Source organism: Occultella kanbiaonis (assembly GCF_009708215.1).
In the GTDB taxonomy this organism is placed as follows: Bacteria; Actinomycetota; Actinomycetes; order Actinomycetales; family Beutenbergiaceae; genus Occultella; species Occultella kanbiaonis.
This window is the reverse complement of record NZ_CP046175.1, coordinates 3,741,029-3,765,063: the sequence shown is the minus strand read 5'-3', so window position 1 is coordinate 3,765,063 and position 24,035 is coordinate 3,741,029. Positions and strand designations below refer to the sequence as shown.

Below are 24,035 nucleotides of genomic sequence, written 5' to 3'. Positions count from 1 at the left end.
TTGACGGACCCCGTGATCTCTCCTATTCTTTCATCAATAGGAAAACAACTTCCGCTATACGGAAAAACCTGAACGAAGGAGTGAGTCCGGATGACCGCCGCAGGCGCCGCGCCCCGCTACACCGTGAACTGTTCGATCCTGCTCACCGACCTCCCCCTGCTCGAGCGGCCGGCTGCCGCACGGACGGCCGGCTTCGACGCCGTCGAGTACTGGTGGCCGTTCCCGACGTCCACGCCGTCTACGGACGAGATCGACGCGTTCGTGAGCGCGCTCGCCGCGGCAGGGGTGCAACTGACGGGACTGAACTTCAACGCCGGGGACATGCCGGGCGGGGACCGTGGGCTGGTGTCCTGGCCCGAGCGCTCCGACGACTTCACCGCCAACCTGGACGTCGTCACCCGGATCGGGGAGGCCACCGGGTGCCGCGCCTTCAACGCCCTCTACGGCAACCGGATCGAGGGCGTCGCCCAGACCGAGCAGGACGACCTCGGCGCCGCCAACCTGGCCGCCGCAGCCGCCGCCGTCGGGCGTATCGGCGGCACCGTGCTCGTCGAGCCGGTCAGTGGCGCGCCTCGCTACCCGCTGCTCACCGCCGCGGACGCGGTCGGCGTGATCGACCGGGTGGCCGGCGAGCACGGCGCGACCAACCTCGGCCTGCTGCTCGACGTCTACCACCTCGCCGTCAACGGCGACGACGTACCCGCCGCGATCGCCGCCCACCGTGACCGCATCGCCCACGTCCAGATCGCCGACGCCCCCGGCCGGGACCGGCCCGGGACCGGTGAGCTGCCGATCGGGGACTGGACCGCGGACCTGCTCGCCGGCGGCTACGACGGCTGGTTCGGCCTCGAGTACAAGTCCGCCGCGACCGACCCGTTCGGGTGGCTGGCGCCGGCCGACCGCGCCGCGAACTGAACCCATCGACCAACGAGAGGCACCGAAGCCATGAGCACCATCGCATTCATCGGACTCGGCATCATGGGCTCGCCGATGGCCGTCCACCTGGCCAACGCCGGGCACACCGTGATCGGCTACAACCGCTCGCCGGAGAAGGCCCGGCCCCTCGTCGAGGCGGGCGGCACCGCGGCCGCGAGCATCGCGGAGGCGGTCGCCGGAGCCGACGTCGTCGCCATCATGGTCCCCGACTCCCCGGACGTGGCGCAGGTGCTCACAGCCGACGACGGCGTGTTCGCGAACGCCCGGCCGGGCACCCTGATCATCGACTTCTCCTCGATCCGCCCCGATGTCACGGTCGAGCTGGCCGCAGCGGCCAAGGAGAAGGGCTTCCGGATCCTGGACGCACCCGTCTCGGGTGGCGAGGCCGGTGCGATCAACGCCGCCCTGTCCATCATGGTCGGCGGCGCCCGGGAGGACTTCGACGCCGCCGCCGAGGTCTTCGACGCCGTCGGCAGGACCGTCGTCCTGGTCGGGCCGAGCGGCTCCGGGCAGACCGTCAAGGCCGCGAACCAGCTGATCGTCGCCGCGAACATCCAGGCCCTCGCCGAGGCGATCGTGTTCCTCGAGGCCTACGGCGTGGACACCGAGGCGGCCGTCGAGGTACTCGGCGGCGGGCTCGCCGGGTCCACCGTGCTGAACCAGAAGGCCGCCAAGATGCTGGGGCGCGAGTTCGCCCCCGGGTTCCGCATCGACCTGCACCACAAGGACCTCGGCATCGTCACCTCCGCGGCCCGCGAGGCCGGCGTGGTGATCCCGCTCGGCTCCCTGGTCGGCCAACTGATGGCCTCCGCCCGCGCCAACGGGGACGGCTCCCTCGACCACTCCGGGCTGTTCCGAGGCGTGCGGCGCCTCTCCGGCACCGAGTGACACCCCACGGGCACCGACGCCCGCCCCGCACACCCCCAGCACCACCCCAGACCCGAAGGAGCGAACCATGCCTCGCATGAGAGCAGTGGACGCCGCCGTGGCCATCCTCGAGAAGGAAGGCGTGACGCAGGCGTTCGGCGTGCCCGGTGCCGCCATCAACCCGTTCTACTCCGCCATGAAGGCGCACGGCGGCATCCACCACGTCCTCGCCCGCCACGTCGAGGGCGCCTCGCACATGGCCGACGGCTACACCCGCGCGAAGGCCGGCAACATCGGCCTGTGCGTCGGCACCTCCGGCCCGGCCGGAACGGACATGATCACCGGTCTGTACGCCGCCTGGGCCGACTCCGTCCCGATCCTGTGCCTCACCGGCCAGGCGCCGGTGGCGAAGCTGGACAAGGAGGACTTCCAGGCCGTCGACATCGCCAGCATCGCCGCCCCGGTGACGAAGATGGCCAAGACCGTGCTCGAGGCCGGGCAGGTGCCCGCCGTGTTCGCGCAGGCGTTCCACCTGATGCGCTCCGGCCGGCCCGGCCCCGTGCTGATCGATCTGCCCGTCGACGTGCAGATGACCGAGATCGAGTTCGACCCGGACTCCTACACCCCGCTCCCGGTGCACCGCACCGCGGCCACCCGGGCCCAGGCCGAGAAGGCCATCGACATGCTCCTGGCCGCCGAGCGTCCGGTGTTCATCGCCGGTGGCGGAATCGTCAACGCGGGTGCCGAGGCGGGCCTGGTCGAACTGGCCGAGACCCTCGGCGTGCCGGTGATCCCCACCCTGATGGGCTGGGGTGCGATCGCCGACGACCACCCACTGATGGTCGGCATGGCCGGGCTGCAGACCGCGCACCGGTACGGCAACGCGAACCTGCTCGCCTCGGACCTGGTGTTCGGCATCGGCAACCGCTGGGCGAACCGGCACACCGGTGAGCTGTCCACGTACACCCGCGGCCGCACGTTCATCCATGTGGACATCGAGCCGACCCAGATCGGGCGGGTGTTCGCCCCCGACTACGGCATCGCCTCCGACGCCGGCGCGGCCATCGAGCTGTTTCTCGAGGTCGCCCGCGAGCGCAGGGCCGCAGAGGCAGTGCCGGACTACTCCGGCTGGGCCGCCGAGTGTGCCGAGCGCAAACGCACCATGCAGCGCAAGACGCACTTCGATGACGTGCCGATCAAGCCCCAGCGGGTCTACGAGGAGATGAACAGGGCCTTCGGGCGGGACGTGCGCTACGTGACCACGATCGGCCTGTCCCAGATCGCCGGCGCCCAATTCCTGCACGTGTACGGCTCCAGGCACTGGATCAACGCCGGTCAGGCGGGTCCGCTCGGCTGGACCGGTCCGGCCGCGCTGGGCGTGGCCAGAGCGGTGCCCGAGGAGACCGTGGTCGCGCTGTCCGGCGACTACGACTTCCAGTTCATGCTCGAGGAGCTCGCCGTGGGCGCCCAGTTCAACATCGGCTACGTGCACGTGGTCGTGAACAACTCCTACCTCGGCCTGATCCGTCAGTCCCAGCGGGCGTTCGACATGGACTACCAGGTGCAGCTCGCGTTCGACAACATCAACTCCCCGGAACTCGAGGGCTACGGCGTGGACCACGTGAAGGCCGCGGAGGCACTGGGCTGCAAGGCGATCCGGGTGCGCCGGCCCGACGACCTCGGTGACGCCTTCGCCAAGGCGAGCGCGATGGCCGCCGAGTTCCGGGTGCCGGTCGTGGTGGAGGTGATCCTGGAACGGATCACGAACATCGCGATGGGTGTCAAGATCGACGATGTGGTCGAATTCGAATCGCTTGCCATCTCGGCGGAGGATGCGCCGACCGCCGTCGCCCTGCTGGACTAGGGGCATGACACACGCCACTCAGCCCCCAGCGCCGACACGGATCCTCATCGCACCGGACAAGTTCAAGGGTTCCCTCGAGGCCACGGAGGTCGCCGCGCATGTCGCCGCGGGCCTGCGCCGTCTCGTCACCGAGGGCGCGGTGGTGGCGCTGGAGATCGACGAACTGCCCGTGGCCGACGGCGGTGAGGGCACCGTGGCAGCGGCCGTCGCCTCCGGCTTCGCACCGGTCGAGGTGGACGTGACCGGCCCGCTCGGCGGGCCGGTCCGGGCCACGTACGCCGCCCGCGATGGGGTGGCGGTCATCGAGATGGCCGCCGCGTCCGGGCTCGCGTTCACGGCCGCGGACGACGACGCGGCACGCCGGTCCGGTACCTACGGCACCGGCGAGCTCGTGTCGCACGCGCTCGACCACGGTGCGCACCGGATCGTCCTCGGCGTCGGCGGTAGCGCCTCCACCGACGGCGGCGCCGGGCTCGCCCAGGCGCTCGGGCTGCGGCTGACCGGCCCCGACGGCGAACTCGGCCCGGGCGGGGATGCGTTGCGCCGGTTGGTCGCGGTGGATGCGTCCGGGCTCGACCCCCGGCTCGCGGAGACCGAGGTGGTCCTCGCCTCGGACGTGGACAACCCGCTGCTCGGTCCGGACGGTGCGGCCGCCGTCTACGGGGCCCAGAAGGGCGCCGACGCCACCGCGATCGCGGACCTGGACGCCGGGCTGGCGCGCTGGGTCGAGGCCCTCGGCGAGGCCGGGTTCGCACGCGCCGCCGAGGTCGCCGTCGGCCCTGGCGCCGGTGCGGCCGGAGGGCTCGGCTTCGCCGCACTGGCCCTGCTCGGCGCGACCCGGCGGCCGGGGGTCGAGGTGGTCCTCGACCTGATCGGCTTCGACGCCAGAGTGGCCGGCGCCGACCTCGTGATCACGGGGGAGGGGTCCCTCGACGAACAGAGCATGTTCGGCAAGACCCCGGTCGGCGTCGCGGCGGCCGCGAGTACCGCCGGGGTGCCGACCGTCGCCGTCGCCGGGCGGACCACGCTGACCACGGAGCGGCTGCGCGAGAACGGCATCCTCGCCGTCTACCCGCTCACCTCGATCGAACCGGACGTGGCCACCTGCCTCGCCCGGGCCGGGGCGCTGCTGGAGGACGTCAGCGAGATCCTCGGCAGGAACCACCTGATCGGCGGGCAGCCCAGGTGACGCCGCAGCAGCCCGGCCACGACCTGGTGATCCGGGCCGAGCGAGCCATCACGCCCGACGGCAGCGCCGCCGTCGAGATCGGGATCCGCGACGGCGCGATCGCGACCATCGCACCCCTGGGCGCCGGACTCGCCGGCGCGCGGGTGCGCACCCTCGCCGCCGACGAGGTGCTGCTGCCCGGGCTCGTGGACTCCCACGTGCACATCAACGAGCCCGGTCGCACCGACTGGGAGGGCTTCGCCAGCGCCACCCGGGCAGCCGCGGCCGGCGGCGTGACCACGGTCATCGACATGCCGCTGAACTCGATCCCGCCCACGGTCGACGTGCCGGCCCTGGCGGCGAAGATCGCCGCGAGCGAGGGCAAGCGGTTCGTGGACGTCGGCTTCTGGGGCGGCGCCGTGCCGGGCAGCACACCGAACCTCGCACCCCTGCACGAGGCGGGCGTGTTCGGGTTCAAGTGCTTCCTGCTGCCGTCCGGCGTCGACGAGTTCGGTCCGCTCGACGCCGACGAGCTGGAGCTGGACCTGCGCGAACTGACCCGGTTCGACGCACAGATGATCGTGCACGCCGAGGACGCCGGCGCGATCGACCACGCCACGCCCGCCCACGGCCCCGGCTACGCCGACTTCCTGGCGTCCCGGCCGCGCGGCGCGGAGAACCTCGCGATCGCGGTCGTCATCGAACGCGCTCGCTGGACCGGGGCGCGGGTGCACATCCTGCACCTGAGCTCCTCCGACGCCCTGCCGATGATCGTCAGCGCCCGCCGCGACGGCGTCCGGATCACGGTCGAGACCTGCCCGCACTACCTCACCCTCACCGCCGAGGACGTCCCGGCCGGCGCCACCACGTTCAAGTGCTGCCCACCGATCCGGGAGGGTGCGAACGCCGACCGGCTCTGGGAGGCGCTCACGGACGGCACCATCGACGCGGTGGTCTCCGACCACTCGCCGTCCACCGTCGACCTCAAGGCGCTCGACACCGGCGACTTCGGGCAGGCGTGGGGCGGCGTCGCCTCCCTGCAGCTCGGGCTGCCGATCATGTGGACGGCGGCCCAGGCGCGCGGCATCGACCTGGACCGGGTGGTCGGCTGGATGTCGGCCGGCCCCGCTCGGGTGGCCGGCCTGCAGCGCAAGGGCGCGATCGCCGTCGGGGCCGACGCCGACCTCGCCGTGTTCGCGCCGGAGCAGACGTTCGTCGTCGACCCGGCCGCACTCCACCACAAGAACCCCATCACCGCCTACGCCGGCCGGACCCTGCAGGGAGTGGTACGGACCACCCTGCTCCGCGGCGTCGAGGTGGACTTCCACACACCACGAGGAGCGCTGCTCCGGAGAGGACACGCATGAACACCCACGCAGCCCCCGGAGGTACCGGAACGGAGAACGAGGACTCGGTCCCCGACTTCCTCAGCTACCCCGACCTCGCCTCCCGCGCGCTCGCCGGGTCGGTCGTGGCCGCCAACGACGAGCTGTTCGCCCAGCGGGAGAACCTGATCAGCGCGCACCGCCCCGCCTTCGACCCCGCCGACTTCGGCCACAAGGGCAAGGTCTATGACGGCTGGGAGACCCGCCGTCGTCGCGACGAGGGCAACGACTGGGCGATCGTGCGCCTCGGCGTGCCCGGCGTGGTGCACGGCGTGGTCGTGGACACCGCGTGGTTCCGCGGCAACTATCCGCCGTTCGTCTCGGTGGAGGCGCTCGCCGTGGACGGCTACCCGAGCGTCGCCGACCTGCTCGAGGCGGACTGGCACACGCTGGTGCCGCGCAGCGACGCGCTCGGGGACACCGCGAACCACTACGCCGTGGACTCCGACCGGCGCTGGACGCACGTGCGGCTGTCCATCTACCCCGACGGCGGGGTGGCCCGGTTCCGCGTGCACGGGGAGGCCGTGCCGGACCCGGACTTCCTGACCGGCACCATCGACCTGGCCGCGGCCGAGAACGGCGGCAGCCTCGCCTACGCCTCGGACGCGTTCTACTCCTCGCCGGCGGCGATCATCCTGCCCGGACGCGCCCGGAACATGGGGGAGGGGTGGGAGAACGCCCGCCGCCGCGGCCCCGGCAACGACTACGCCATCTTCAGTCTGGCGCAGCGCGGCACCATCGCCCACGTCGAGGTGGACACGAGCTACTACGTCGGCAACGCGCCCGGTTGGGTCCGGCTCAGCGTCGCCGACCTGGCCCAGTCGACGGCGGACCTGGACACCACTCCCGACGGCGAGGGCGGCCAGTGGACCGACATCCTCGCCAAGGTGGCCGTGCAGGCCGACACCCGGCACCGGTTCCTCGTCGACGCGAGCGTGCCCGCCACGCACCTGCGCCTGGACGTCTACCCGGACGGCGGACTGAGCCGGCTCCGGGCCTGGGGCGAGCTGTCCGAGGAGGACCTCACGCGCGCTCGCGCCCGCTACGACGCGACCCGACCGTAGTCGCCTGTGTCAGTTCGACGTCACTTTGATTCAAACTGACGTCAGTTTGAGGTTGCGCATGACGCCATCATGATGTCATGATGGCGTCATGGACCTGAACCCCTACCTGTCCTCGCTGCAGCAGGCACTCGCCAACGCGACGCGCGCCTCCTCGCCCGAGGTCCAGGAGGCCGCCGAGCGGCTCTCCCAGACCCTCGAACCGGCCCTGCGCCTGAGCCTCATGGAGCTCGCGTCCGACGTCGCCGCCGACGTCACCCTCCGGCTCGACGGCGATGTCGTCGAGGTCCGCCTGCGCGGCGGCGCCCCGGAGATCGTCGTCGAGCAGCGCCCCCGCGGCGCCGACTCCGAACCCACCGTTGCCTTCGGCTCCCCGAACGGCCCGGGCGCGATGCCGTGGGCCTCCGGCCCGGCCGGCCGGCCGGCCCCGCCCGCCCCGCCCGTGCCACCGATGCCCGAGGCCGACGAGGACGGGTCAACCACCCGCATCTCGCTGCGGCTGCCCGAGGGACTGAAGACACGCGTCGACGACGCCGCCTCGACCGAGGGCCTGAGCGTCAACTCCTGGTTGGTCCGCACCATCCAGAAGGTCCTCGCCGCACCGGCGCAGGATCAGCCCACCCAGAACTTCACCCAGACCGGTCGCCGCATGACCGGCTGGGTCCGTTGAGAGGCCCCGACATGTTCGACAACGCCTACGCCGCCATCGCCGCCACCCGGATGGGTGGACCCATCCAGGAGGACTTCGCCCGGCTGAACCGCCGCCGTCGTCCGCGCACCGGGACCCGCAACAGCGCGACCCGGCCCCGCCCGGCCGACAACCTGTAACCAGACCACCCCTCGTCCAGAGAGAGCCAAGAGAGCAGGATCGGCGATGACCGACTACGAGTTCCCCGTCACCGGCCCCGTCCGGGTGCACGCCAAGCTGCGCGCCAGCGATCTGATCCTGGCCGCCGCGGACCCCGCCGACGTCCCGGGCATGGCCCGCGTGCGGCTGATCGTCCGGGGGTCCGACGGCGCAGCGATCGCCGAGGCCACGCGCGTCACCTTCGAGGGTGGTGACCTCCGCATCGAGGTGCCCTCGACGCGGACTCGGCTGTTCGGAGGATCCGCGCGGCTGCGCATCGAGGTCGACGTGCCCACTGGGTCCGACCTGGATGTCGAGACCGGATCCGGTGACGTGCTCGCCAGCGGCCAGCTCGGGCGTGTCCGGGTCAAGTCGGGCTCCGGCGACGTCGAGATCCGCAGCGCCGAGGACCTGGACGGCACGTCCGGCTCCGGAGACGTCAGCATCGGCAGCGTCGGCACGGGCCACCTCGTCAGTGGCTCCGGTGACGTGCACGTCGGTACCGCCGGCAGCCTCGAGGTCCGCACCGGGTCCGGTGACGTCGGGGTCGACTCCGGTCGGGACGTCGACGCCGCGACCGGCTCCGGTGACATCGTGATCAAGGAGGTCGCCGGCCGTGTCGGTCTGCGCACCGGCTCGGGCGACCTCATCGTCCGCCGTGCCGCCGATGGGGAGATCACGGCGAAGACCGCGTCCGGCGACGTCGTCGTGGGGATCCCGCTCGGCACCGCCGCGATGCTCGACTGCAGCTCGATCTCCGGCAGCGTCCGCAGCGAACTCACGCCGGGCGACGGGCCCGACGGCGAGGGTGGCGGTGCCGTGGTGCTGCGGCTGCGGACGGTCAGCGGGGACGTGCTGGTCCGCCGCGCCTGAGCCTCGGCCACCCGATTGGCGTGGCCGCCTGCCCGGACATGGTTGCGGGCCCGCACCCGAGGGGATAGGTGCGGGCCCGCAGTACTGGGGAGCCGGGGGCTCCGTATTCAGTTGTGGTCCGTTCCCCTCAGGTATGGGTCCGGCTCAGTCACCGGAGCCAGGTGTGCTTGCCGATCTTGGCGGACCACCACTTGCCCAGGCCCCAGGTGTCGCCGGCCAGCGTGACGGCGGCGATGATCAGCAGCAGTGCCTCGTGCCAGTGCGAGTCGACGATGGGGTTGGTGGCGCCGCGGATCAGCTCGCCGTCGACCATCGTGGTGGCGGTCGGGAACTCGGCCAGGAACATGAACAGCATGAGGAGCGTGCCGCCGATCGCCGCGATCCGCAGGCCGGCGCCACCGATCATGGCGACCCCGATGCCGAGCAGGCCGAACATGAACAGAAAGTCGCCGAACGGGTTTGCGAAGAGGCCGAAGAAGCCGGCGAACGGGCCCTCGATGCCGCCGATGAAGCCCTGGGCCGGGGTGCCGCCGTTGAGCCAGGAGTTCGCGGGCGGTGTCGAGAAGTTCAGCCCGAACAGCTTGTCCAGGAAGGCCCACAGGAATGTGAACCCGATGACGATGCGGCTCACGGCGAGGACCTTGCGCACACCCGGACGGGTGACGATGTCCTCCTGGGTGCGAGCCTCGTGGACCGGGGCCGCGGGTGCGATGGTCTTGCTCATGATTTCGTTCCCCTCTTAGGGACGTGGTCCTCATCTGGTGGACCGTTCATGAGTAATCCTTCCGGCCGTTGGCCGGGTGTTCCTGGGGCGAATGTCCCCACTTCTTCCGCGGGATTCCGCGGCTGGTGGGGCTTAGGTCCCGATCGCCAGGAGGTGCGTGAGCCACTGCCCGACGGCGGCGCGCAGGCCGGGTGGGTCGCCCTTGAGCGAGTGGTCGCCGGGCTGGGTCACGATCGTGCGGCCAGGGCCGGCCGGTGGCATCCCGAACGGGTCCCGCTCGCCCTGGACGATCAGCACCGGCACGGTGACGGCCTCCAGTTCGGGCAGCCGGGACTTGCTCGGGTCCGCGGCGCGGCCCGGCGGATGCAGCGGGAAGGCGAGACACAGGACACCCCGGGCTCCGCCGTCGGACGCCGTTCGGCACGCGACCCGGGCGCCGGAGGACCGGCCGCCGACCACCACCGGGGCGTCGCCCAGGACGTGGGCACGCAGGTGTGCGAGCACCTCGAGCCATGCCGTGTCGAGCTGGCGAGCCGGGGCCGGCGCGCGACGTCCGGCGACCCGGTACGGCTGCTCGACGAGGTACACGTCCAAGCCGGCGGTCCGGGCCGCGGAGGTGGCCGCGAGCAGATCCGGGGCGCCGACCCCGCCGCCGGCGCCATGGCCGAGCAGCAGGGCACCGATCCGGGCCGTGCCGTCGGCCGGTCGTGGGTGGACCCGAGCCGGGCCGTGGCTGGTCACGAGTTCGATCGGATCGGGGTTGGCGGCCACGAGGAGATCGTAGCCAGCACACGCGAACGGGCGCCGCGCGAGTTCGCGCGGCGCCCGCTAAGGGCCCGGTCACTCAGGCGGTGGCGCCGAGCTTGCGGAACGCGACGCCGGCGAAACCGAGCAGCACGCCCAGGCCGACGACCAGGGCCGCGACGCCATACGCGACCACCGAGGTGAACAGCGAGGCCCGCAGGAACGAGGCGTTCATGACGGTGGCGCGCTGGGCGGCCAGCTCCTCGTACTCGGCGCTGCCCTCCTCGACCTGAGCCATGTCCTCGCCCAGCTCGGCGTAGGTGCGACCGTCGGTGGCGTGGAGGGCGTGGGTGTTGATGACGTCCGCCTGCGAGTACGCGGTGAACGGCCCGCCCACCTGCTGTCCGGCGAACCAGCGGGCGTCGTCGGAGATCGTGATCTCCTCTGCCTTCAGTTGCGAGGTCACGACGCCCCAGGTGGTGCCCCCGGCGAGGACGAACACGATGCCTGCGATGAGCAGGATCAGTCCGGTGAGCCTGGCGAACTTCGCAGCCCCGGCGGGGGCGCCGGCGCTGCTTGTGGTGGTGGCGGTGCTCGTGGTGCTGTCGGTGCTGTCGGTGCTCATGTCGGTTCCCCTCGGTGTGAGCTGCTGGTGGATCGGATGACCTGATCGTTTCGCATACCTGCGGGTAGGAACCGGGCCGGAGGTCCCGGCTCGGAACCGGTGCTGTGTGACCCTTCGCACATCATGGCGGAGAACCGGTCCGAGCGGCAGGGCTGCGGTCCGCGACGTGACCACCGGCACCGGCACTGCCGTCGGAGTCCTATGATCCGAAGCATGACTGCTCCCACCACCGCAGGACCCGGGGGTAGCACCCCCAGCACTCCGGACATCAAGCCGCGCAGCCGGCAGGTCACCGACGGCATCGAGGCCACGGCGTCGCGCGGGATGCTGCGCGCCGTCGGCATGGGTGACGGCGACTGGGGCAAGCCCCAGATCGGCATCGCCAGCTCGTGGAACGAGATCACGCCGTGCAACCTGTCCCTGGACCGGCTCGCCCAGGGCGCGAAGGAGGGCGTGCACGCCGGTGGCGGGTACCCGCTGCAGTTCGGCACCATCTCCGTCTCCGACGGCATCTCGATGGGCCACGAGGGGATGCACTTCTCACTGGTTTCCCGCGACATCATCGCGGACTCGGTCGAGGCCGTCATGATGGCCGAGCGGCTCGACGGGTCGGTGCTGCTGGCCGGTTGCGACAAGTCGCTGCCGGGCATGCTGATGGCCGCCGCCCGCCTGGACCTGGCCAGCGTGTTCCTCTACGCCGGCTCGATCATGCCGGGCTGGGTCAAGCTCGAGGACGGCACCGAGAAGGACGTCACCCTGATCGACGCCTTCGAGGCGGTCGGCGCGTGCTCGCGCGGCCTGATGAGCAAGGGCGACCTGGACCGGATCGAGCGGGCCATCTGCCCCGGCGAGGGTGCCTGCGGTGGCATGTACACCGCGAACACGATGGCGTCCGTTGCCGAGGCGATGGGCATGTCCCTGCCGGGATCGGCCGCGCCGCCGTCGGCGGACCGGCGCCGCGACAACTTCGCCCACCTCTCCGGGGAGGCGGTCGTGGAGATGCTCCGCAAGGGCATCACCGCCCGGGACATCATGACCAAGAAGGCGTTCGAGAACGCGATCGCCGTGGTGATGGCGTTCGGTGGGTCCACCAACGCGGTGCTGCACCTGCTCGCCATCGCGAACGAGGCGGAGGTGGACCTGACGCTCGCGGACTTCGACCGGATCGCCGCGAAGGTCCCGCACCTGGGTGACCTCAAGCCGTTCGGCCGCTACGTGATGTACGACGTGGACCGCATCGGCGGCGTGCCGGTGATCATGAAGGCGCTCCTGGACGCGGGCCTGATCCACGGCGACGCGCTCACCGTGACCGGCAAGACCGTCGCGGAGAACCTCGCGGACATCAACCCGCCGGACCCGGACGGCAAGATCCTGCGCGCCCTGGACAACCCGATCCACCACACCGGCGGCATCACGATCCTCGGCGGCTCGCTCGCCCCGGACGGCGCCGTGGTCAAGTCCGCGGGCTTCGACGACGACGTGTTCGAGGGCACCGCCCGCGTGTTCGAGCGGGAGCGCGCCGCGCTGGATGCGCTCGAGGACGGCACGATCACCGACGGCGACGTCGTGGTGATCCGGTACGAGGGCCCCAAGGGCGGCCCCGGGATGCGCGAGATGCTCGCGATCACCGGTGCCATCAAGGGCGCCGGGCTCGGCAAGACCGTGCTGCTGCTCACCGACGGCCGGTTCTCCGGCGGCACCACCGGGCTGTGCGTCGGGCACGTGGCTCCCGAAGCGGTCGACGGCGGCCCGATCGCGTTCGTGCAGGACGGCGACCCGATCCGCCTGGACGTGGCCAACAAGACGCTCGACCTGCTCGTCGACCCTGCCGAGCTCGAGGCCCGCAAGGAGGGCTGGGCGCCGCTGGATCACGCCTTCAAGCGGGGTGTCCTGGCCAAGTACGCCAAGCTCGTCGGCTCGGCGTCGCAGGGGGCCGTGCTCTCCTGAGCGCCTCTTGGGTCCGGTCGGGCGGCGTGCATCGCCGTCCGGCTGGGACCGCCAGGTGAGCAGGACCCGCCTGCCCTCGCTTGTGGCCGGTTGCGGTGGCAGCCTAGGGGCATGGACACCCTGACGGCTGAGGACGTTTCCGAACTCGACGGGCTCGAGGACTGGCGGGTGCTGATCCGCTCGTTGCACGCCACCTTCCGGACCGGGTCGCTGGCCGAGGGCATCGCGTTCGCGACCCGGGTGGGCGCGGCCGCGGACGCGGCCGACCACCACCCGGACCTGGACCTGCGGTACTTCCGGACCTCGGTCGTGCTCACCACCCACTCGGCCGACGGGCTCACCGAGCTGGACGTCGACCTGGCCCGCACGATCAGTGCGATCGCGGCCGAGCTCGGCCTGACCCCGGAGCCGGCGCTGGTCTCGGTGCAGGAGATCGCGATCGACGCGCTCGACATCCCGGCCGTGCTGCCGTTCTGGCGGGCCGTCCTCGGCTACGACGACGACATGCCGCCCGAGTTCGAGGGCGACGCGGACGCGCTGGGGGACCCGGTGAACGGCAACCCCGCCGTCTGGTTCCAGCAGATGGATGCCGCGCGCCCCCAGCGCAACCGGATCCACATCGACGTGTGGGTGCCGCTCGACGCCGCCGAGGCCCGGGTGCAGGCCGCCCTGGACGCCGGCGGAACGCTGGTCAGTGCGCACTCGGCGCCGTCGTTCTGGGTGCTCGCCGACCCCGAGGGCAACGAGGCCTGCGTGTGCACCGCATTCGGGCGGCCCCGGGACTGACGGCCCGGCCCCGGTGCACCGAGCCCCGGGCCGTCCAGGATGTGGCCTCGTGGCCCAATATGTGAGACATGACCCGGATGGATGTGACGGATCGCGCGAGCCGGGGCTACTATCTGGAACATGTTCAGTTCGGCGATCGTCGTAGTACTTACCGGGCGCGCTCACGCGACCGTCTGATCGACGATCCCGCACTGAGCGCGCACCCCTCGACCGCCCCCTGGGCACGAGGGGTTTTTGTTTGCCCACACCCATGCAAGAGAGAGCACAGGAGGAGCGATGGCACACGTGCCGCATCCCACGCCGCCTCGTTCGCAGCCGCCCAAGCCGGCGCTGGCAGCAGCCACACCGAATGCCGCGCCCGCGGTCGTCGGTGAGGTGATGACCGGGGCCGCCTCGGTGGTCCGGTCCCTGGAGTCCGTCGGTGCCGACGTCATCTTCGGGATCCCGGGTGGCGCCATCCTCCCGGTCTACGACCCGCTCTTCGACTCCTCGATCCGCCACGTTCTGGTCCGCCACGAGCAGGGCGCCGGCCACGCCGCCGCGGGCTATGCGGCGGCCACCGGAAGAGTCGGGGTCTGCATGGCGACCTCCGGGCCCGGCGCCACCAACCTCGTCACGCCCATCGCCGACGCGCACATGGACTCGGTGCCGATGGTGGCGATCACCGGCCAGGTCGGCGCCTCCCTGATCGGGACGGACGCCTTCCAGGAGGCGGACATCGTCGGGATCACGATGCCGATCACGAAGCACTCCTTCCTGGTCACCGATCCCAGTGAGATCCCGGCCCGGATCGCGGAGGCGTTCCACATCGCCTCCACCGGCCGCCCCGGCCCGGTGCTGGTGGACATCGCCAAGAGCGCCATGCAGTCGGAGACGTCCTTCACCTGGCCGCCCGCCGATCTGGACATCCCCGGCTACCACCCGATCACCAAGCCGCACATCAAGCAGATCAAGGAAGCGGCCCGCCTGCTGGCGACCGCCCGCCGTCCGGTGCTGTACGTCGGCGGCGGTGTGATCCGCGCGAACGCCTCGGCGGAACTGATCGAGCTGACCAACCTCTCCGGTGCAGCCGTCGTCACCACGCTGATGGCGCGTGGTGCGCTGCCCGACTCGCACCCGCAGAACGTCGGGATGCCCGGGATGCATGGCACCGTCCCCGCGGTGGCCGCACTCCAGAAGGCGGACCTCGTGGTCGCCCTCGGGGCCCGGTTCGACGACCGCGTCACCGGCCGGCTGGACAGTTTCGCGCCGGGTGCCACGGTCGTGCACGCGGACATCGACCCCGCCGAGATCTCCAAGAACCGGTTCGCGGACGTGCCGATCGTCGGGGACCTCAAGGACGTGCTCGCGGACCTGACCGTCGAGCTCGCCCAGGAGCAGACCCAGCACGGGAAGCCGGACCTGGAGGGGTGGTGGCACACGATCGACGAGCTGCGCGCCACCTACCCGCTCGGCTGGTCGCCCACCGAGGACGGCCTGCTCGCCCCGCAGTACGTGATCTCCCGGCTCGGCGAGATCTCCGGCCCGGAGACCATCTTCGCGGCCGGGGTCGGCCAGCACCAGATGTGGGCGGCGCAGTTCATCCGCTATGAGCACCCGCGCACGTGGCTCAACTCCGGCGGGCTGGGCACCATGGGCTACGCGGTGCCGGCGGCGATGGGCGCGAAGGTCGGCGCCCCGGACAAGACCGTGTGGGCGGTCGACGGCGACGGCTGCTTCCAGATGACGAATCAGGAACTGGCCACCTGCGCCCTCGACGACATCCCGATCAAGGTCGCAATCATCAACAACTCCTCGCTCGGGATGGTCCGCCAGTGGCAGACGCTGTTCTACGACCAGCGGTACTCCAACACGGACCTGAACACCGGCCACGAGACGGCGCGGATCCCGGACTTCGTCAAGCTCGCCGAGGCGTACGGGTGCGTGGGCCTGCGGTGCGACAACGCGAAGGATGTCGACGCGACGATCCGCAAGGCGCAGGAGATCGACGACCGCCCCGTGGTCGTGGACTTCGTGGTCAGCCGCGACGCCATGGTGTGGCCGATGGTGCCCTCCGGCGTGAGCAACGACGACATCCAGTACGCGCAGGGCATCGGCCCGGCGTTCGATCGTGACGAGTGAGGCAGAAGACGATGTCCCGACACACGCTCTCCGTCCTGGTCGAGAACAAGCCCGGCGTGCTCACCCGCGTCTCGGCCCTGTTCGCCAGGCGAGCCTTCAACATCCACTCCCTCGCCGTCGGTCCCACCGAGCACCCGGACATCTCCCGGATCACGGTCGTGGTCGACGTCGAGTCCAACCCGCTCGAGCAGGTCACCAAGCAGCTCAACAAGCTGGTGAACGTCCTCAAGATCGTGGAACTGGCCCCGAACGCCTCCGTCCAGCGTGAACTGCTGCTGGTCAAGGTCAAGGCCGACGACGCCTCCCGCACCGCGGTGCTGCAGGTCGTCGAGCTGTTCCGTGCCCACGTGGTCGACGTCAGCCCCGAGGCCGTCACGATCGAGGCCACCGGCGGCGAGGACAAGCTCAAGGCGCTGCTCGCGGCGCTCGAACCGCACGGGATCCGTGAGATCGTCCAGTCGGGCACGGTGGCCATCGGCCGCGGCGGCCGCTCGATGACGGACCGTGCCCTGGAGCGGATCGCGCGCTCCGCCTGAGCGCCCCCGCCCCACCCCAGATCACCCCGAACCGAACAATCAGCAATTCAACGAAGGAGACCCACTGTGGCCGAGCTGTTCTACGACGACGACGCCGACCTGTCCCTGATCGCTGCGAAGAAGGTCGCCGTCATCGGCTACGGCAGCCAGGGTCACGCCCACGCGCTGAACCTGCGCGACTCCGGCGTGGACGTGCGCGTCGGTCTGCGCGAGGGCTCGCCCTCGCGTGAGAAGGCAGAGAACGAGGGCCTGAAGGTCCGAGGCGTCGCCGACGCCGTCAAGGAGGCGGACGTCGTAGTCGTGCTCGCACCGGACCAGGTGCAGCGGCACGTGTACGCGGACGAGATCGCCCCGAACCTGGCCGACGGCGCGACGCTCGTCTTCGGGCACGGCTTCAACATCCGCTACGGCTACATCAAGCCGAAGGACACCGTCGACGTCATCATGGTCGCCCCCAAGGGCCCGGGTCACCTGGTCCGCCGCGAGTACGCGGACGGACGCGGGGTGCCGGTGATCGTCGCCGTCGAGCAGGACGTGACCGGCAACGCGTGGCCGCTCGCCCTGTCCTACGCCAAGGCCATCGGTGGACTGCGCGCCGCCGGCATCAAGACCACGTTCACCGAGGAGACCGAGACCGACCTGTTCGGTGAGCAGGCCGTCCTCTGCGGTGGCGCGTCCCAGCTGGTGCAGTACGGCTTCGAGACCCTGACCGAGGCCGGGTACCAGCCTGAGGTCGCCTACTTCGAGGTGCTCCACGAGCTGAAGCTGATCGTCGACCTCATGTACGAGGGTGGCATCGCCAAGCAGCGCTGGAGCGTCTCCGACACCGCCGAGTACGGGGACTACGTCTCCGGCCCGCGCGTGATCGACCCGCACGTGAAGGAGAACATGAAGGCCGTACTCGGCGACATCCAGAACGGTGCCTTCGCGGAGCGGTTCATCAACGACCAGGACGCCGGCGCCCCGGAGTTCAAGGCCGCCCGCGCCAAGGGCGAGGCGCACCCGATCGAGGCCACCGGCCGCGAGCTGCGCAAGCTGTTCGCGTGGGTGAAGCCCTCCGACGCGGACTACACCGAGGGCAGCGCCGGCCGCTGACGGAGCTGACCCGAGGCACGAGCGGCCGCTGACGCTGCCTGCTCGCCACTGAGACCGGACACCACTGCCCGAGACCGCCCTTTCCGAAGGGGCGGTCCCGGGCGGGTGTCCGGTCTCATGCGTTCGGGGCGGGCTGGCTAGGATTCGGCCCATGACTGAGTCGGTGTCGGAGCGCGATCCGGAGCGGACGGCCGCCTACGAGGCGGCCGCGCAGGTGTCCGGGCCCTTGACCGTGGCGCTCCGGATCCTGCGGATCCCGGCCGTCCTGTACGGCCTGGTACCGGTCGTGCCGCTGATCGGGATCGCCTGGATCGCGGTCGGCGCCGATGGCTGGACCCGACTGATCCTGCTCGCGCTGGCGCTCGCGGGCGCCGTGTTCTCGGTCCTGTTCCTGCACCGGGTCCGGCAGTACTGGCGGGCCGCCGAGGACAGGGCCGAACTGGCGACGCAGTTCACCGGGCTCTTCGACCTCATGGACGTCTCGTTCGAGATCCTGGCGCGGATCGCCGACCTCGCCGAGCGCGGCGGCCTGCGGCTGATGCGCCGCCTGCGCGCGCTCTGGCGGGTGATAAGGATCCCGGACCACGTCAACGACCACATCGAGTCCTTCGACCGGGCGCGGTGGTTCGTGCCGCCCGCGATCGGCGAGACCGTTGGCATGCTGACCGTGAACCTCTGGCTCAGCATCGGAAGCTGGGCCGCCTTGCTGATCCTGCTCCCGCTGCGGGCGACCGGCACCGTCTGAGCCGGCTGCCCGGCACTCACTTCAGGATCGGCACCTGGAACGGGTAGCGGTAAACCTCGCCGTTGCTGGCTCGCATCGCGCCGATGATCGAGAGCACGATCTGGGCGATCCAGACGACGGCCCAGAGAACGATCGCGAGCGGGATCAGGACGATCGTGATGAAGCAGATCCACCCGATGATCGTCACCACCCACACCGTGATGTTGAAGTTGAACGCGCTCGCGGCGGCGTTGCGGACCAGCGGTCCCCGGTCCTTCCAGATCAGCCACACCAGCAGCGGTCCCAGGAAGCTGATGAGTCCGGCGGACAGGACCATGGCGATGATCGGGGACAGGTGCGCCAGGATCGCGATCGTCTTGTTGCCACTGTCGTTGACGGGCGGTTGGTACGGGGCGCCGGGAGGCGGCGTGTACGGCGGGTTCTGACTCACGGGCACTCCTTCAACGATGGTCAACCCAGCGTTCCGCATCCACGCCACCCTGTCGATACGTCGCAGGTCGGAGCGCGTCTCGTCCGCGGGTGTGATCGGGGCGCCGACGGGTACGGCAGACTGGCCGGATGGACACCGAGCAGGACGACGCGATCGACCGGTTCTGGCGCGTGGCCCGGCTCAAGGGCAAGGTCACCCGGCTCGAGCTGTTCGTCGGGCAGGCGCCGCGGGACACGATCCCGCCACCCGCGTGGTCCTTCTCCGACGACCGCTCCACTGCGGACGAGTTCGTGGCCGAGGTGCTCGCGGGCACGCGCACGTCGATCGTCGTGACCGTGGCCGACCTGGGTGACGAGCCCGCCCCGGACATCGGTGACCTCTCCATCCTGCTCGACGGCGGAGGGGAGCCCCGCGTACTGATCCGCACCACCGCGGTGGTGCGGCAGGCGGTCGGCGATGGCGGCGGTGTCGGTGCGGAGGCCGGGCTGACGCCCGGCGGCGACCCCCTGCCGAACGGGACCGAGGTCCTCGCCGAGCGCTTCGAGGCCGTCTACCCCAAGCCGCCGAAGCGGCGCACGCCGTCCGCCTGACCCACCCCGCGCCGTCGGGGGTGTTCACGACGCGACGCGACCCCCGCCGTCGGCCCTTGAACACGTGACGCAACCATCACCCTCGGGTCAGCATGCGAGACAGCATGTCCATACCGTGGGATCGATGGGTAGGCTACGAACCATGGCACGAACCATCAAGCTCGCAGTCGTTGCAGGTGACGGAATCGGACCCGAGGTGGTCGCCGAGGGTCTGAAGGTCCTCGACGTCGTCCTGGCCGGCAGCGACGTCACCGTGGAGCGCACGGAGTTCGAGCTGGGCGCGAAGCGCTGGCACGAGACCGGCGAGACGCTCACCGAGGACGACCTCGCCGCGATCAGCACGCACGACGCGATCCTGCTCGGCGCAGTCGGGGACCCCACCGTGCCGAGCGGGGTGCTCGAGCGGGGTCTGCTGCTCAAGCTCCGGTTCGCGCTGGACCACTACGTGAACCTGCGCCCCTCGCGCCTGTACCCGGGGGTGCCGACGCCGCTCGCGAACCCGGGCGACGTGGACTTCGTGGTGGTGCGTGAAGGCACCGAGGGCCCCTACACCGGCAACGGCGGGGCGCTGCGGGTGGGCACGCCGCACGAGATCGCGACCGAGGTCAGCGTGAACACCGCGTTCGGCGTCGAGCGGGTCGTGCGGGACGCGTTCGCGCGCGCCCAGGCCCGGCCCCGCAAGAAGCTCACGCTGGTGCACAAGCACAACGTGCTCGTCAACGCCGGCCACCTGTGGCGGCGCACCGTGGACGCCGTGGCCGCGGAGTTCCCGGAGATCACCGTCGACTACGCGCACGTGGACGCCGCGACCATCTACATGGTCACCGACCCGGCCCGGTTCGACGTGATCGTGACCGACAACCTGTTCGGCGACATCATCACCGACCTCGCTGCGGCGATCACCGGTGGCATCGGGCTCGCGGCCTCCGGCAACGTCAACCCCAGCGGCGCATTCCCGTCCATGTTCGAGCCCGTGCACGGCTCCGCGCCGGACATCGCCGGCCAGTCCAAGGCGGACCCGACGGCGGCCGTGCTGTCCGTCGCGCTGCTGCTGGAGCACCTCGGCCTGCCCGAGCAGGCCACGCGCATCTCCGACGCGGTCACCGCGGACATCGCCGCACGCGACGGTTCGCCGCGCACCACCGTTGAGATCGGCGACGCCCTCGCCGCTCGAGTAGCCGGCTGAGCGAGGCGGACACGCCCCGTTCGGGGCGCGCCTCGCTCACCCTACTGACGCCGGAAGCGGGTCAGTAGGGATACCGTCATACTCGCAACCCCACGGTGGAGAGGCACGATGAGTAACGACACGCAACAGGAGACCTTCGAGGTGCGGCCGACGTCGCACCCCCGGACCCGTGAGGAGCGCGCCGCCGCGCTGACCGAGCTGGGGTTCGGAACCGTATTCTCCGATCACATGGCCCACGCGACGTGGACCCCCGATCAGGGCTGGCACGACCGACGCATCGAGGCGTACGGCCCGCTCAGCCTGGACCCGGCGGCCGCGGTGCTGCACTACGCGCAGGAGATCTTCGAAGGGCTGAAGGCCTACCGGCACAAGGACGGCACCGTCTGGGCGTTCCGGCCGGAGGCGAACGCCGCCCGGTTCGCACAGAGCGCGCGGCGATTGGCGCTACCCGAGCTGAGTGAGGCGGACTTCCTCGACTCGATCAGGCAGCTGGTCCGCACGGACATGGAGTGGGTGCCGAACGCGCCCGGCTCCTCGCTGTACCTGCGGCCGTACATGTTCGCCTCCGAGGCGTTCCTCGGCGTCCGGGCGGCGCGCCGGGTGGAGTACCTGGTGATCGCCTCGCCCTCCGGGCCGTACTTCACGTCGGGCTTCACGCCGGTCTCGATCTGGGTGGCCGAGGAGTACCACCGCGCGGGGCCGGGCGGCACCGGCGCGGCGAAGTGCGGCGGCAACTACGCGGCCAGCCTGCTCCCGCAGCAGCAGGCGTACGAGCACGGCTGCCAGCAGGTCTGTTTCCTCGATGCGGCTACGAACACCTACCTCGAGGAACTCGGCGGGATGAACATGTTCATCGTCACCGCCGACGGTGCCGTGCACACGCCGGCGCTGACCGGGACGATCCTCGAGGGCGTCACCCGCCAGTCGATCCTGCAGCTGGTCACCGACGCCGGCCACGAGGTGCACGAGCGCGCGATCACGCTGGAGGAGGTCAAGGCCGGCGTGGCATCGGGCGAGATCACCGAGGTCTTCGCGTGTGGAACCGCCGCCGTGATCACACCCGTCGGTGTGCTCAAGGGCACCGGGTTCGACCTCACCGTCGGTGACGGGGCGGCCGGGACGGTCACGAACGAGCTGTACGGGCTGCTCACCGACCTGCAGTACGGACGGCACGAGGACACCTACGGCTGGATGACCCGGCTCGTCTGAGTCCCTGTCCGGCGGTCAGGCGTGGTGCTGGACGATGTTGAGGACCGTGCCGTCGGCCGTGCGGACGAAGAACCGGACGACGCCCCACGGCTCGGTCGTGAGCGGGTGGACGATCTCGTAGCCGGCCTCGCGTAGCGACGCGTAGGTGGCATGCACGTCGTCCACCTTCACCGACGCCGCGGGGTCCTCGGGCGCGGTCGCGTCGCGGGTCAGCACCTGCACGGCGGCACCGGTGCTGGGGTCGACGAATCGGGTGACCCAGTCCAGTCCCAAGGGCTGTTCGGTCAGGCCGAGCACGTCGACGTAGAAGCGCCGGGCCTCGTCGAGATCGTCGACCCTGAGGTCGGCGATGAACTGGGTGACGGTCATGGGTGGCTCCGTTCGGCTCGGGCCGTTCGACGATACGCCGCACAGGCGGGCCGACGCGCCCGGCGCTTCCGCGGAAGCGCCGCCCTGGGTTATCCACAGGGACTTCCGAATCCGGGGTCGATTCACTACGGTCGGTCCATGACGCGGGGGTCGTGGCGGGGGAGACGGCGCCATTGGTCCGTCCCGACGGCGGCCCTCGCCCTGGTACTGCTGGTCGCCGGGTGTGACGGTGGGGAGCCCGTCGAGCCGCCGACGTCGGCGACCGAGTCGAGCGATGAGCCGACTACGGAGGAGCCGACCACGGAGGAGCCGACGACGGAGGAGCCGACCGAGTTCCCCTCACCAGAGCGGCCGGCTGCGATGGACGAGGAGAGTCTCGAAGGCGCCGTGGCCGCCGGTACGTACTTCATGCAGTTGTACCCGTATGTTTTCGCAACGGGCGACCTGTCGGTCTGGGATGAAATGCGCACTGAGGAATGTAGTTTCTGTGCAGACATCTCGTCGAAGGTCGAGACATTGCACGCTGACGACGGGAGCACAACAGGCGGCGAGATTGCAATTCTGAACTCCTCGGGTGGAGGGCCATACGGGGAGGGTCACCACTATCTAGTTCAACTAGATATCTCCGAGGAACCGAGTGTCCGAATCTCGGGTGATGGGAGCCGCGAAGAGGTCGTCGGTGGCGATTACCCTGAGATCCTAATTTCGGTGCTCTACACGTCCGACGGTTGGAGGATCGAAGGGCTGAACACGGGGAGTGACCAGTGACTCGTCGGCTACTCGCTGTGCCGGTCGCTTGCGCCATCATGCTTGCCGTCGCGTCATGCCCTGCGGTGGCAGTCGACGCCGGAGCAGAAGATGATGTCATCGAACTCGTGGGAACTGACGAGTTCGAGACGAATGGTTCCAATCAGCCGGCCGCGCCGATTGCCCGTGCGCTGACTGTCGAGGAGATCTTCGCGCTCTACCCGGACTGCCCGCCGCCCGGCAGCGACTTCAGTGCGATACCGATTGGTTGCCCCCTGGTGGCGGAGTCCGGCACGGTGGCAATGAAATTCAAGGCTGGCAACGGTGATGGCGAACTCGTGCCAGCGACCGAGGCGCTCACGCTCACCGTCACGGACTTCCAGAGACTGCTCCTGGCCGGCTCGGAGATCAATCTCCAGCCCCAGGGGGAGTGGACGCTTGTGAATATGGACACGATCGTCTTCACGGACGGCGCCACCCAGGAGTTCTCGACCACAGTCCTGGGCCTACCGGTCGCGGTGCGCGCGACGCCCGTCGAGTTCACCTGGGACTTCGGCGACGGCTCCGCCCCTCTGGTCACCACGGAGGCGGGCGCCGGCTACCCGGACCACACCCTCACCCACGTCTACACGACGACCGAGACGGTCGAGATCACTCTCACAACGAGCTGGTCGGGCGAGTTTCAGATCAACGGCACCGGCCCGTGGCTGGCGGTGAACGGCACGGCCACGACGGTCACGGTCTCAGACCCGCTCCGCGTGGAGACCGCCGAGACGAACCTGGTGCCTTGAGCGTGGCGGAGCGTTCAGCGCTTCCGCGGAAGCTCTGAAGCGCGGATCCCACCCCGGTGGAGTCGGTGCGAGTCTTGTGACGCGACTCGCCGGTAGCGCTTCCGCGGAAGCGCCGAGCCCACCTGGCACGCCCCTGCACCCTGCTCCGCCGAGCACGGCACGGCCACGTCGCGCTTCCGCGGAAGCGTCCGGGCACCTCGCGCTTCCGCGGAAGCGCTGAAGCGTGGTCCGCCTCCGTGGAGTCGGTGCGAGTCTTGCGACGCGACTCGCCGGTAGCGCTTCCGCGGAAGCGTTCGGGCTCTTTGCGCTTCCGCGGAAGCACCCGGCCACTTTGCGCTTCCGCGGAAGCACCCGGCCACTTCGCGCTTCCGCGGAAGCGTCCGCCCACC

General features: G+C 70.6%; 25 protein-coding genes. 20 read left to right on the top strand and 5 right to left on the bottom strand.

Translation table 11 applies throughout. The features are described 5' to 3' along the window. Positions 1 to 90 precede the first annotated feature (90 nt). The 9 genes from GKS42_RS17365 (at position 91) to GKS42_RS17325 (ending at position 9,001) form a co-directional block, all read left to right on the top strand. Positions 91 to 915, top strand: a complete 825-nt coding sequence (locus tag GKS42_RS17365) for a hydroxypyruvate isomerase family protein (protein WP_154794970.1) — start codon at positions 91 to 93, stop codon at positions 913 to 915. A 30-nt stretch (positions 916 to 945) separates the two neighbouring features. Then, positions 946 to 1,824 carry a 2-hydroxy-3-oxopropionate reductase gene (locus GKS42_RS17360; protein ID WP_154794969.1) on the top strand — a complete coding sequence of 293 codons (879 nt, stop codon included), beginning with the start codon at positions 946 to 948 and terminating at the stop codon, positions 1,822 to 1,824. Positions 1,825 to 1,891: 67 nt separating this feature from the next. Further along, the gene (gene gcl / locus GKS42_RS17355) at positions 1,892 to 3,667 is read left to right on the top strand and encodes a glyoxylate carboligase (protein ID WP_154794968.1); all 1,776 of its coding nucleotides are present in this window, start codon (positions 1,892 to 1,894) and stop codon (positions 3,665 to 3,667) included. A gap of 4 nt (positions 3,668 to 3,671) precedes the next feature. Beyond that, positions 3,672 to 4,856 carry a glycerate kinase gene (locus tag GKS42_RS17350; RefSeq protein ID WP_154794967.1) on the top strand — a complete coding sequence of 395 codons (1,185 nt, stop codon included), beginning with the start codon at positions 3,672 to 3,674 and terminating at the stop codon, positions 4,854 to 4,856. Next, positions 4,853 to 6,202, top strand: coding sequence for an allantoinase AllB (gene allB, locus GKS42_RS17345; RefSeq protein ID WP_154794966.1), 1,350 nt, complete (start codon positions 4,853 to 4,855; stop codon positions 6,200 to 6,202). The genes GKS42_RS17350 and allB overlap by 4 nt, the downstream gene beginning before the upstream one ends. After that, positions 6,199 to 7,284, top strand: coding sequence for an allantoicase (gene alc / locus GKS42_RS17340; RefSeq protein ID WP_154794965.1), 1,086 nt, complete (start codon positions 6,199 to 6,201; stop codon positions 7,282 to 7,284). The genes allB and alc overlap by 4 nt, the downstream gene beginning before the upstream one ends. A gap of 88 nt (positions 7,285 to 7,372) precedes the next feature. Beyond that, positions 7,373 to 7,951, top strand: a complete 579-nt coding sequence (locus tag GKS42_RS17335) for a hypothetical protein (protein ID WP_154794964.1) — start codon at positions 7,373 to 7,375, stop codon at positions 7,949 to 7,951. 11 nt (positions 7,952 to 7,962) lie between these two features. Next, complete coding sequence (locus GKS42_RS17330) at positions 7,963 to 8,109, top strand: hypothetical protein (RefSeq protein WP_154794963.1); 147 nt, start codon at positions 7,963 to 7,965, stop codon at positions 8,107 to 8,109. A 46-nt stretch (positions 8,110 to 8,155) separates the two neighbouring features. Beyond that, the gene (locus GKS42_RS17325; RefSeq protein WP_154794962.1) at positions 8,156 to 9,001 is read left to right on the top strand and encodes a DUF4097 family beta strand repeat-containing protein; all 846 of its coding nucleotides are present in this window, start codon (positions 8,156 to 8,158) and stop codon (positions 8,999 to 9,001) included. A 148-nt stretch (positions 9,002 to 9,149) separates the two neighbouring features. Here the strand turns inward: GKS42_RS17325 and GKS42_RS17320 are convergent, their stop codons facing one another. The 3 genes from GKS42_RS17320 to GKS42_RS17310 form a co-directional block, all read right to left on the bottom strand. Further along, a complete protein-coding gene (locus tag GKS42_RS17320; RefSeq protein ID WP_154794961.1) occupies positions 9,150 to 9,725 on the bottom strand; it encodes a DoxX family protein in 576 nt (191 codons plus the stop codon). A gap of 132 nt (positions 9,726 to 9,857) precedes the next feature. Then, complete coding sequence (locus GKS42_RS17315) at positions 9,858 to 10,496, bottom strand: alpha/beta hydrolase family protein (RefSeq protein ID WP_210769207.1); 639 nt, start codon at positions 10,494 to 10,496, stop codon at positions 9,858 to 9,860. Between the two features lie 73 nt (positions 10,497 to 10,569). Continuing rightward, the gene (locus tag GKS42_RS17310; protein ID WP_232847715.1) at positions 10,570 to 11,094 is read right to left on the bottom strand and encodes an aromatic ring-opening dioxygenase LigA; all 525 of its coding nucleotides are present in this window, start codon (positions 11,092 to 11,094) and stop codon (positions 10,570 to 10,572) included. 213 nt (positions 11,095 to 11,307) lie between these two features. On the opposite strand from GKS42_RS17310, the gene ilvD reads away from it, so the two are divergent. The 6 genes from ilvD (at position 11,308) to GKS42_RS17280 (ending at position 18,324) form a co-directional block, all read left to right on the top strand. Continuing rightward, the gene (gene ilvD, locus GKS42_RS17305; RefSeq protein ID WP_154794960.1) at positions 11,308 to 13,041 is read left to right on the top strand and encodes a dihydroxy-acid dehydratase; all 1,734 of its coding nucleotides are present in this window, start codon (positions 11,308 to 11,310) and stop codon (positions 13,039 to 13,041) included. Positions 13,042 to 13,152: 111 nt separating this feature from the next. Then, a complete protein-coding gene (locus GKS42_RS17300; protein WP_154794959.1) occupies positions 13,153 to 13,827 on the top strand; it encodes a VOC family protein in 675 nt (224 codons plus the stop codon). Positions 13,828 to 14,103: 276 nt separating this feature from the next. Beyond that, positions 14,104 to 15,948 (top strand): acetolactate synthase large subunit, encoded by a 1,845-nt coding sequence (locus tag GKS42_RS17295; protein WP_154794958.1) that lies wholly within the window; start codon positions 14,104 to 14,106, stop codon positions 15,946 to 15,948. An 11-nt stretch (positions 15,949 to 15,959) separates the two neighbouring features. Next, on the top strand, positions 15,960 to 16,484 hold the full coding sequence (gene ilvN / locus GKS42_RS17290; RefSeq protein ID WP_154796790.1) for an acetolactate synthase small subunit: 525 nt from the start codon (positions 15,960 to 15,962) through the stop codon (positions 16,482 to 16,484). A gap of 66 nt (positions 16,485 to 16,550) precedes the next feature. Continuing rightward, on the top strand, positions 16,551 to 17,579 hold the full coding sequence (ilvC, locus tag GKS42_RS17285; RefSeq protein WP_154794957.1) for a ketol-acid reductoisomerase: 1,029 nt from the start codon (positions 16,551 to 16,553) through the stop codon (positions 17,577 to 17,579). Positions 17,580 to 17,730: 151 nt separating this feature from the next. After that, positions 17,731 to 18,324: a hypothetical protein gene (locus GKS42_RS17280; protein WP_154794956.1), complete on the top strand. Its 594-nt coding sequence runs from the start codon at positions 17,731 to 17,733 to the stop codon at positions 18,322 to 18,324. 16 nt (positions 18,325 to 18,340) lie between these two features. Here GKS42_RS17280 and GKS42_RS17275 read toward each other — a convergent pair whose 3' ends face one another. After that, positions 18,341 to 18,754, bottom strand: a complete 414-nt coding sequence (locus tag GKS42_RS17275) for a DUF4870 domain-containing protein (RefSeq protein WP_210769206.1) — start codon at positions 18,752 to 18,754, stop codon at positions 18,341 to 18,343. Between the two features lie 128 nt (positions 18,755 to 18,882). On the opposite strand from GKS42_RS17275, the gene GKS42_RS17270 reads away from it, so the two are divergent. The 3 genes from GKS42_RS17270 (at position 18,883) to GKS42_RS17260 (ending at position 21,739) form a co-directional block, all read left to right on the top strand. Then, positions 18,883 to 19,344, top strand: coding sequence for an ASCH domain-containing protein (locus GKS42_RS17270; protein ID WP_154794954.1), 462 nt, complete (start codon positions 18,883 to 18,885; stop codon positions 19,342 to 19,344). Between the two features lie 142 nt (positions 19,345 to 19,486). Beyond that, the gene (locus GKS42_RS17265) at positions 19,487 to 20,530 is read left to right on the top strand and encodes a 3-isopropylmalate dehydrogenase (protein WP_154794953.1); all 1,044 of its coding nucleotides are present in this window, start codon (positions 19,487 to 19,489) and stop codon (positions 20,528 to 20,530) included. Positions 20,531 to 20,638: 108 nt separating this feature from the next. After that, positions 20,639 to 21,739, top strand: coding sequence for a branched-chain amino acid aminotransferase (locus tag GKS42_RS17260; protein WP_154794952.1), 1,101 nt, complete (start codon positions 20,639 to 20,641; stop codon positions 21,737 to 21,739). Between the two features lie 15 nt (positions 21,740 to 21,754). Here the strand turns inward: GKS42_RS17260 and GKS42_RS17255 are convergent, their stop codons facing one another. Beyond that, entirely contained in the window at positions 21,755 to 22,108 is a 354-nt protein-coding gene (locus GKS42_RS17255) for a VOC family protein (protein WP_154794951.1), read from the bottom strand. A 138-nt stretch (positions 22,109 to 22,246) separates the two neighbouring features. On the opposite strand from GKS42_RS17255, the gene GKS42_RS17250 reads away from it, so the two are divergent. Together GKS42_RS17250 and GKS42_RS17245 are read left to right on the top strand one after the other, a co-directional pair. Next, complete coding sequence (locus tag GKS42_RS17250; protein WP_154794950.1) at positions 22,247 to 22,876, top strand: DUF6318 family protein; 630 nt, start codon at positions 22,247 to 22,249, stop codon at positions 22,874 to 22,876. A 65-nt stretch (positions 22,877 to 22,941) separates the two neighbouring features. Beyond that, positions 22,942 to 23,646: a hypothetical protein gene (locus GKS42_RS17245; protein WP_154794949.1), complete on the top strand. Its 705-nt coding sequence runs from the start codon at positions 22,942 to 22,944 to the stop codon at positions 23,644 to 23,646. The last annotated feature ends 389 nt before the right edge of the window (positions 23,647 to 24,035 follow it).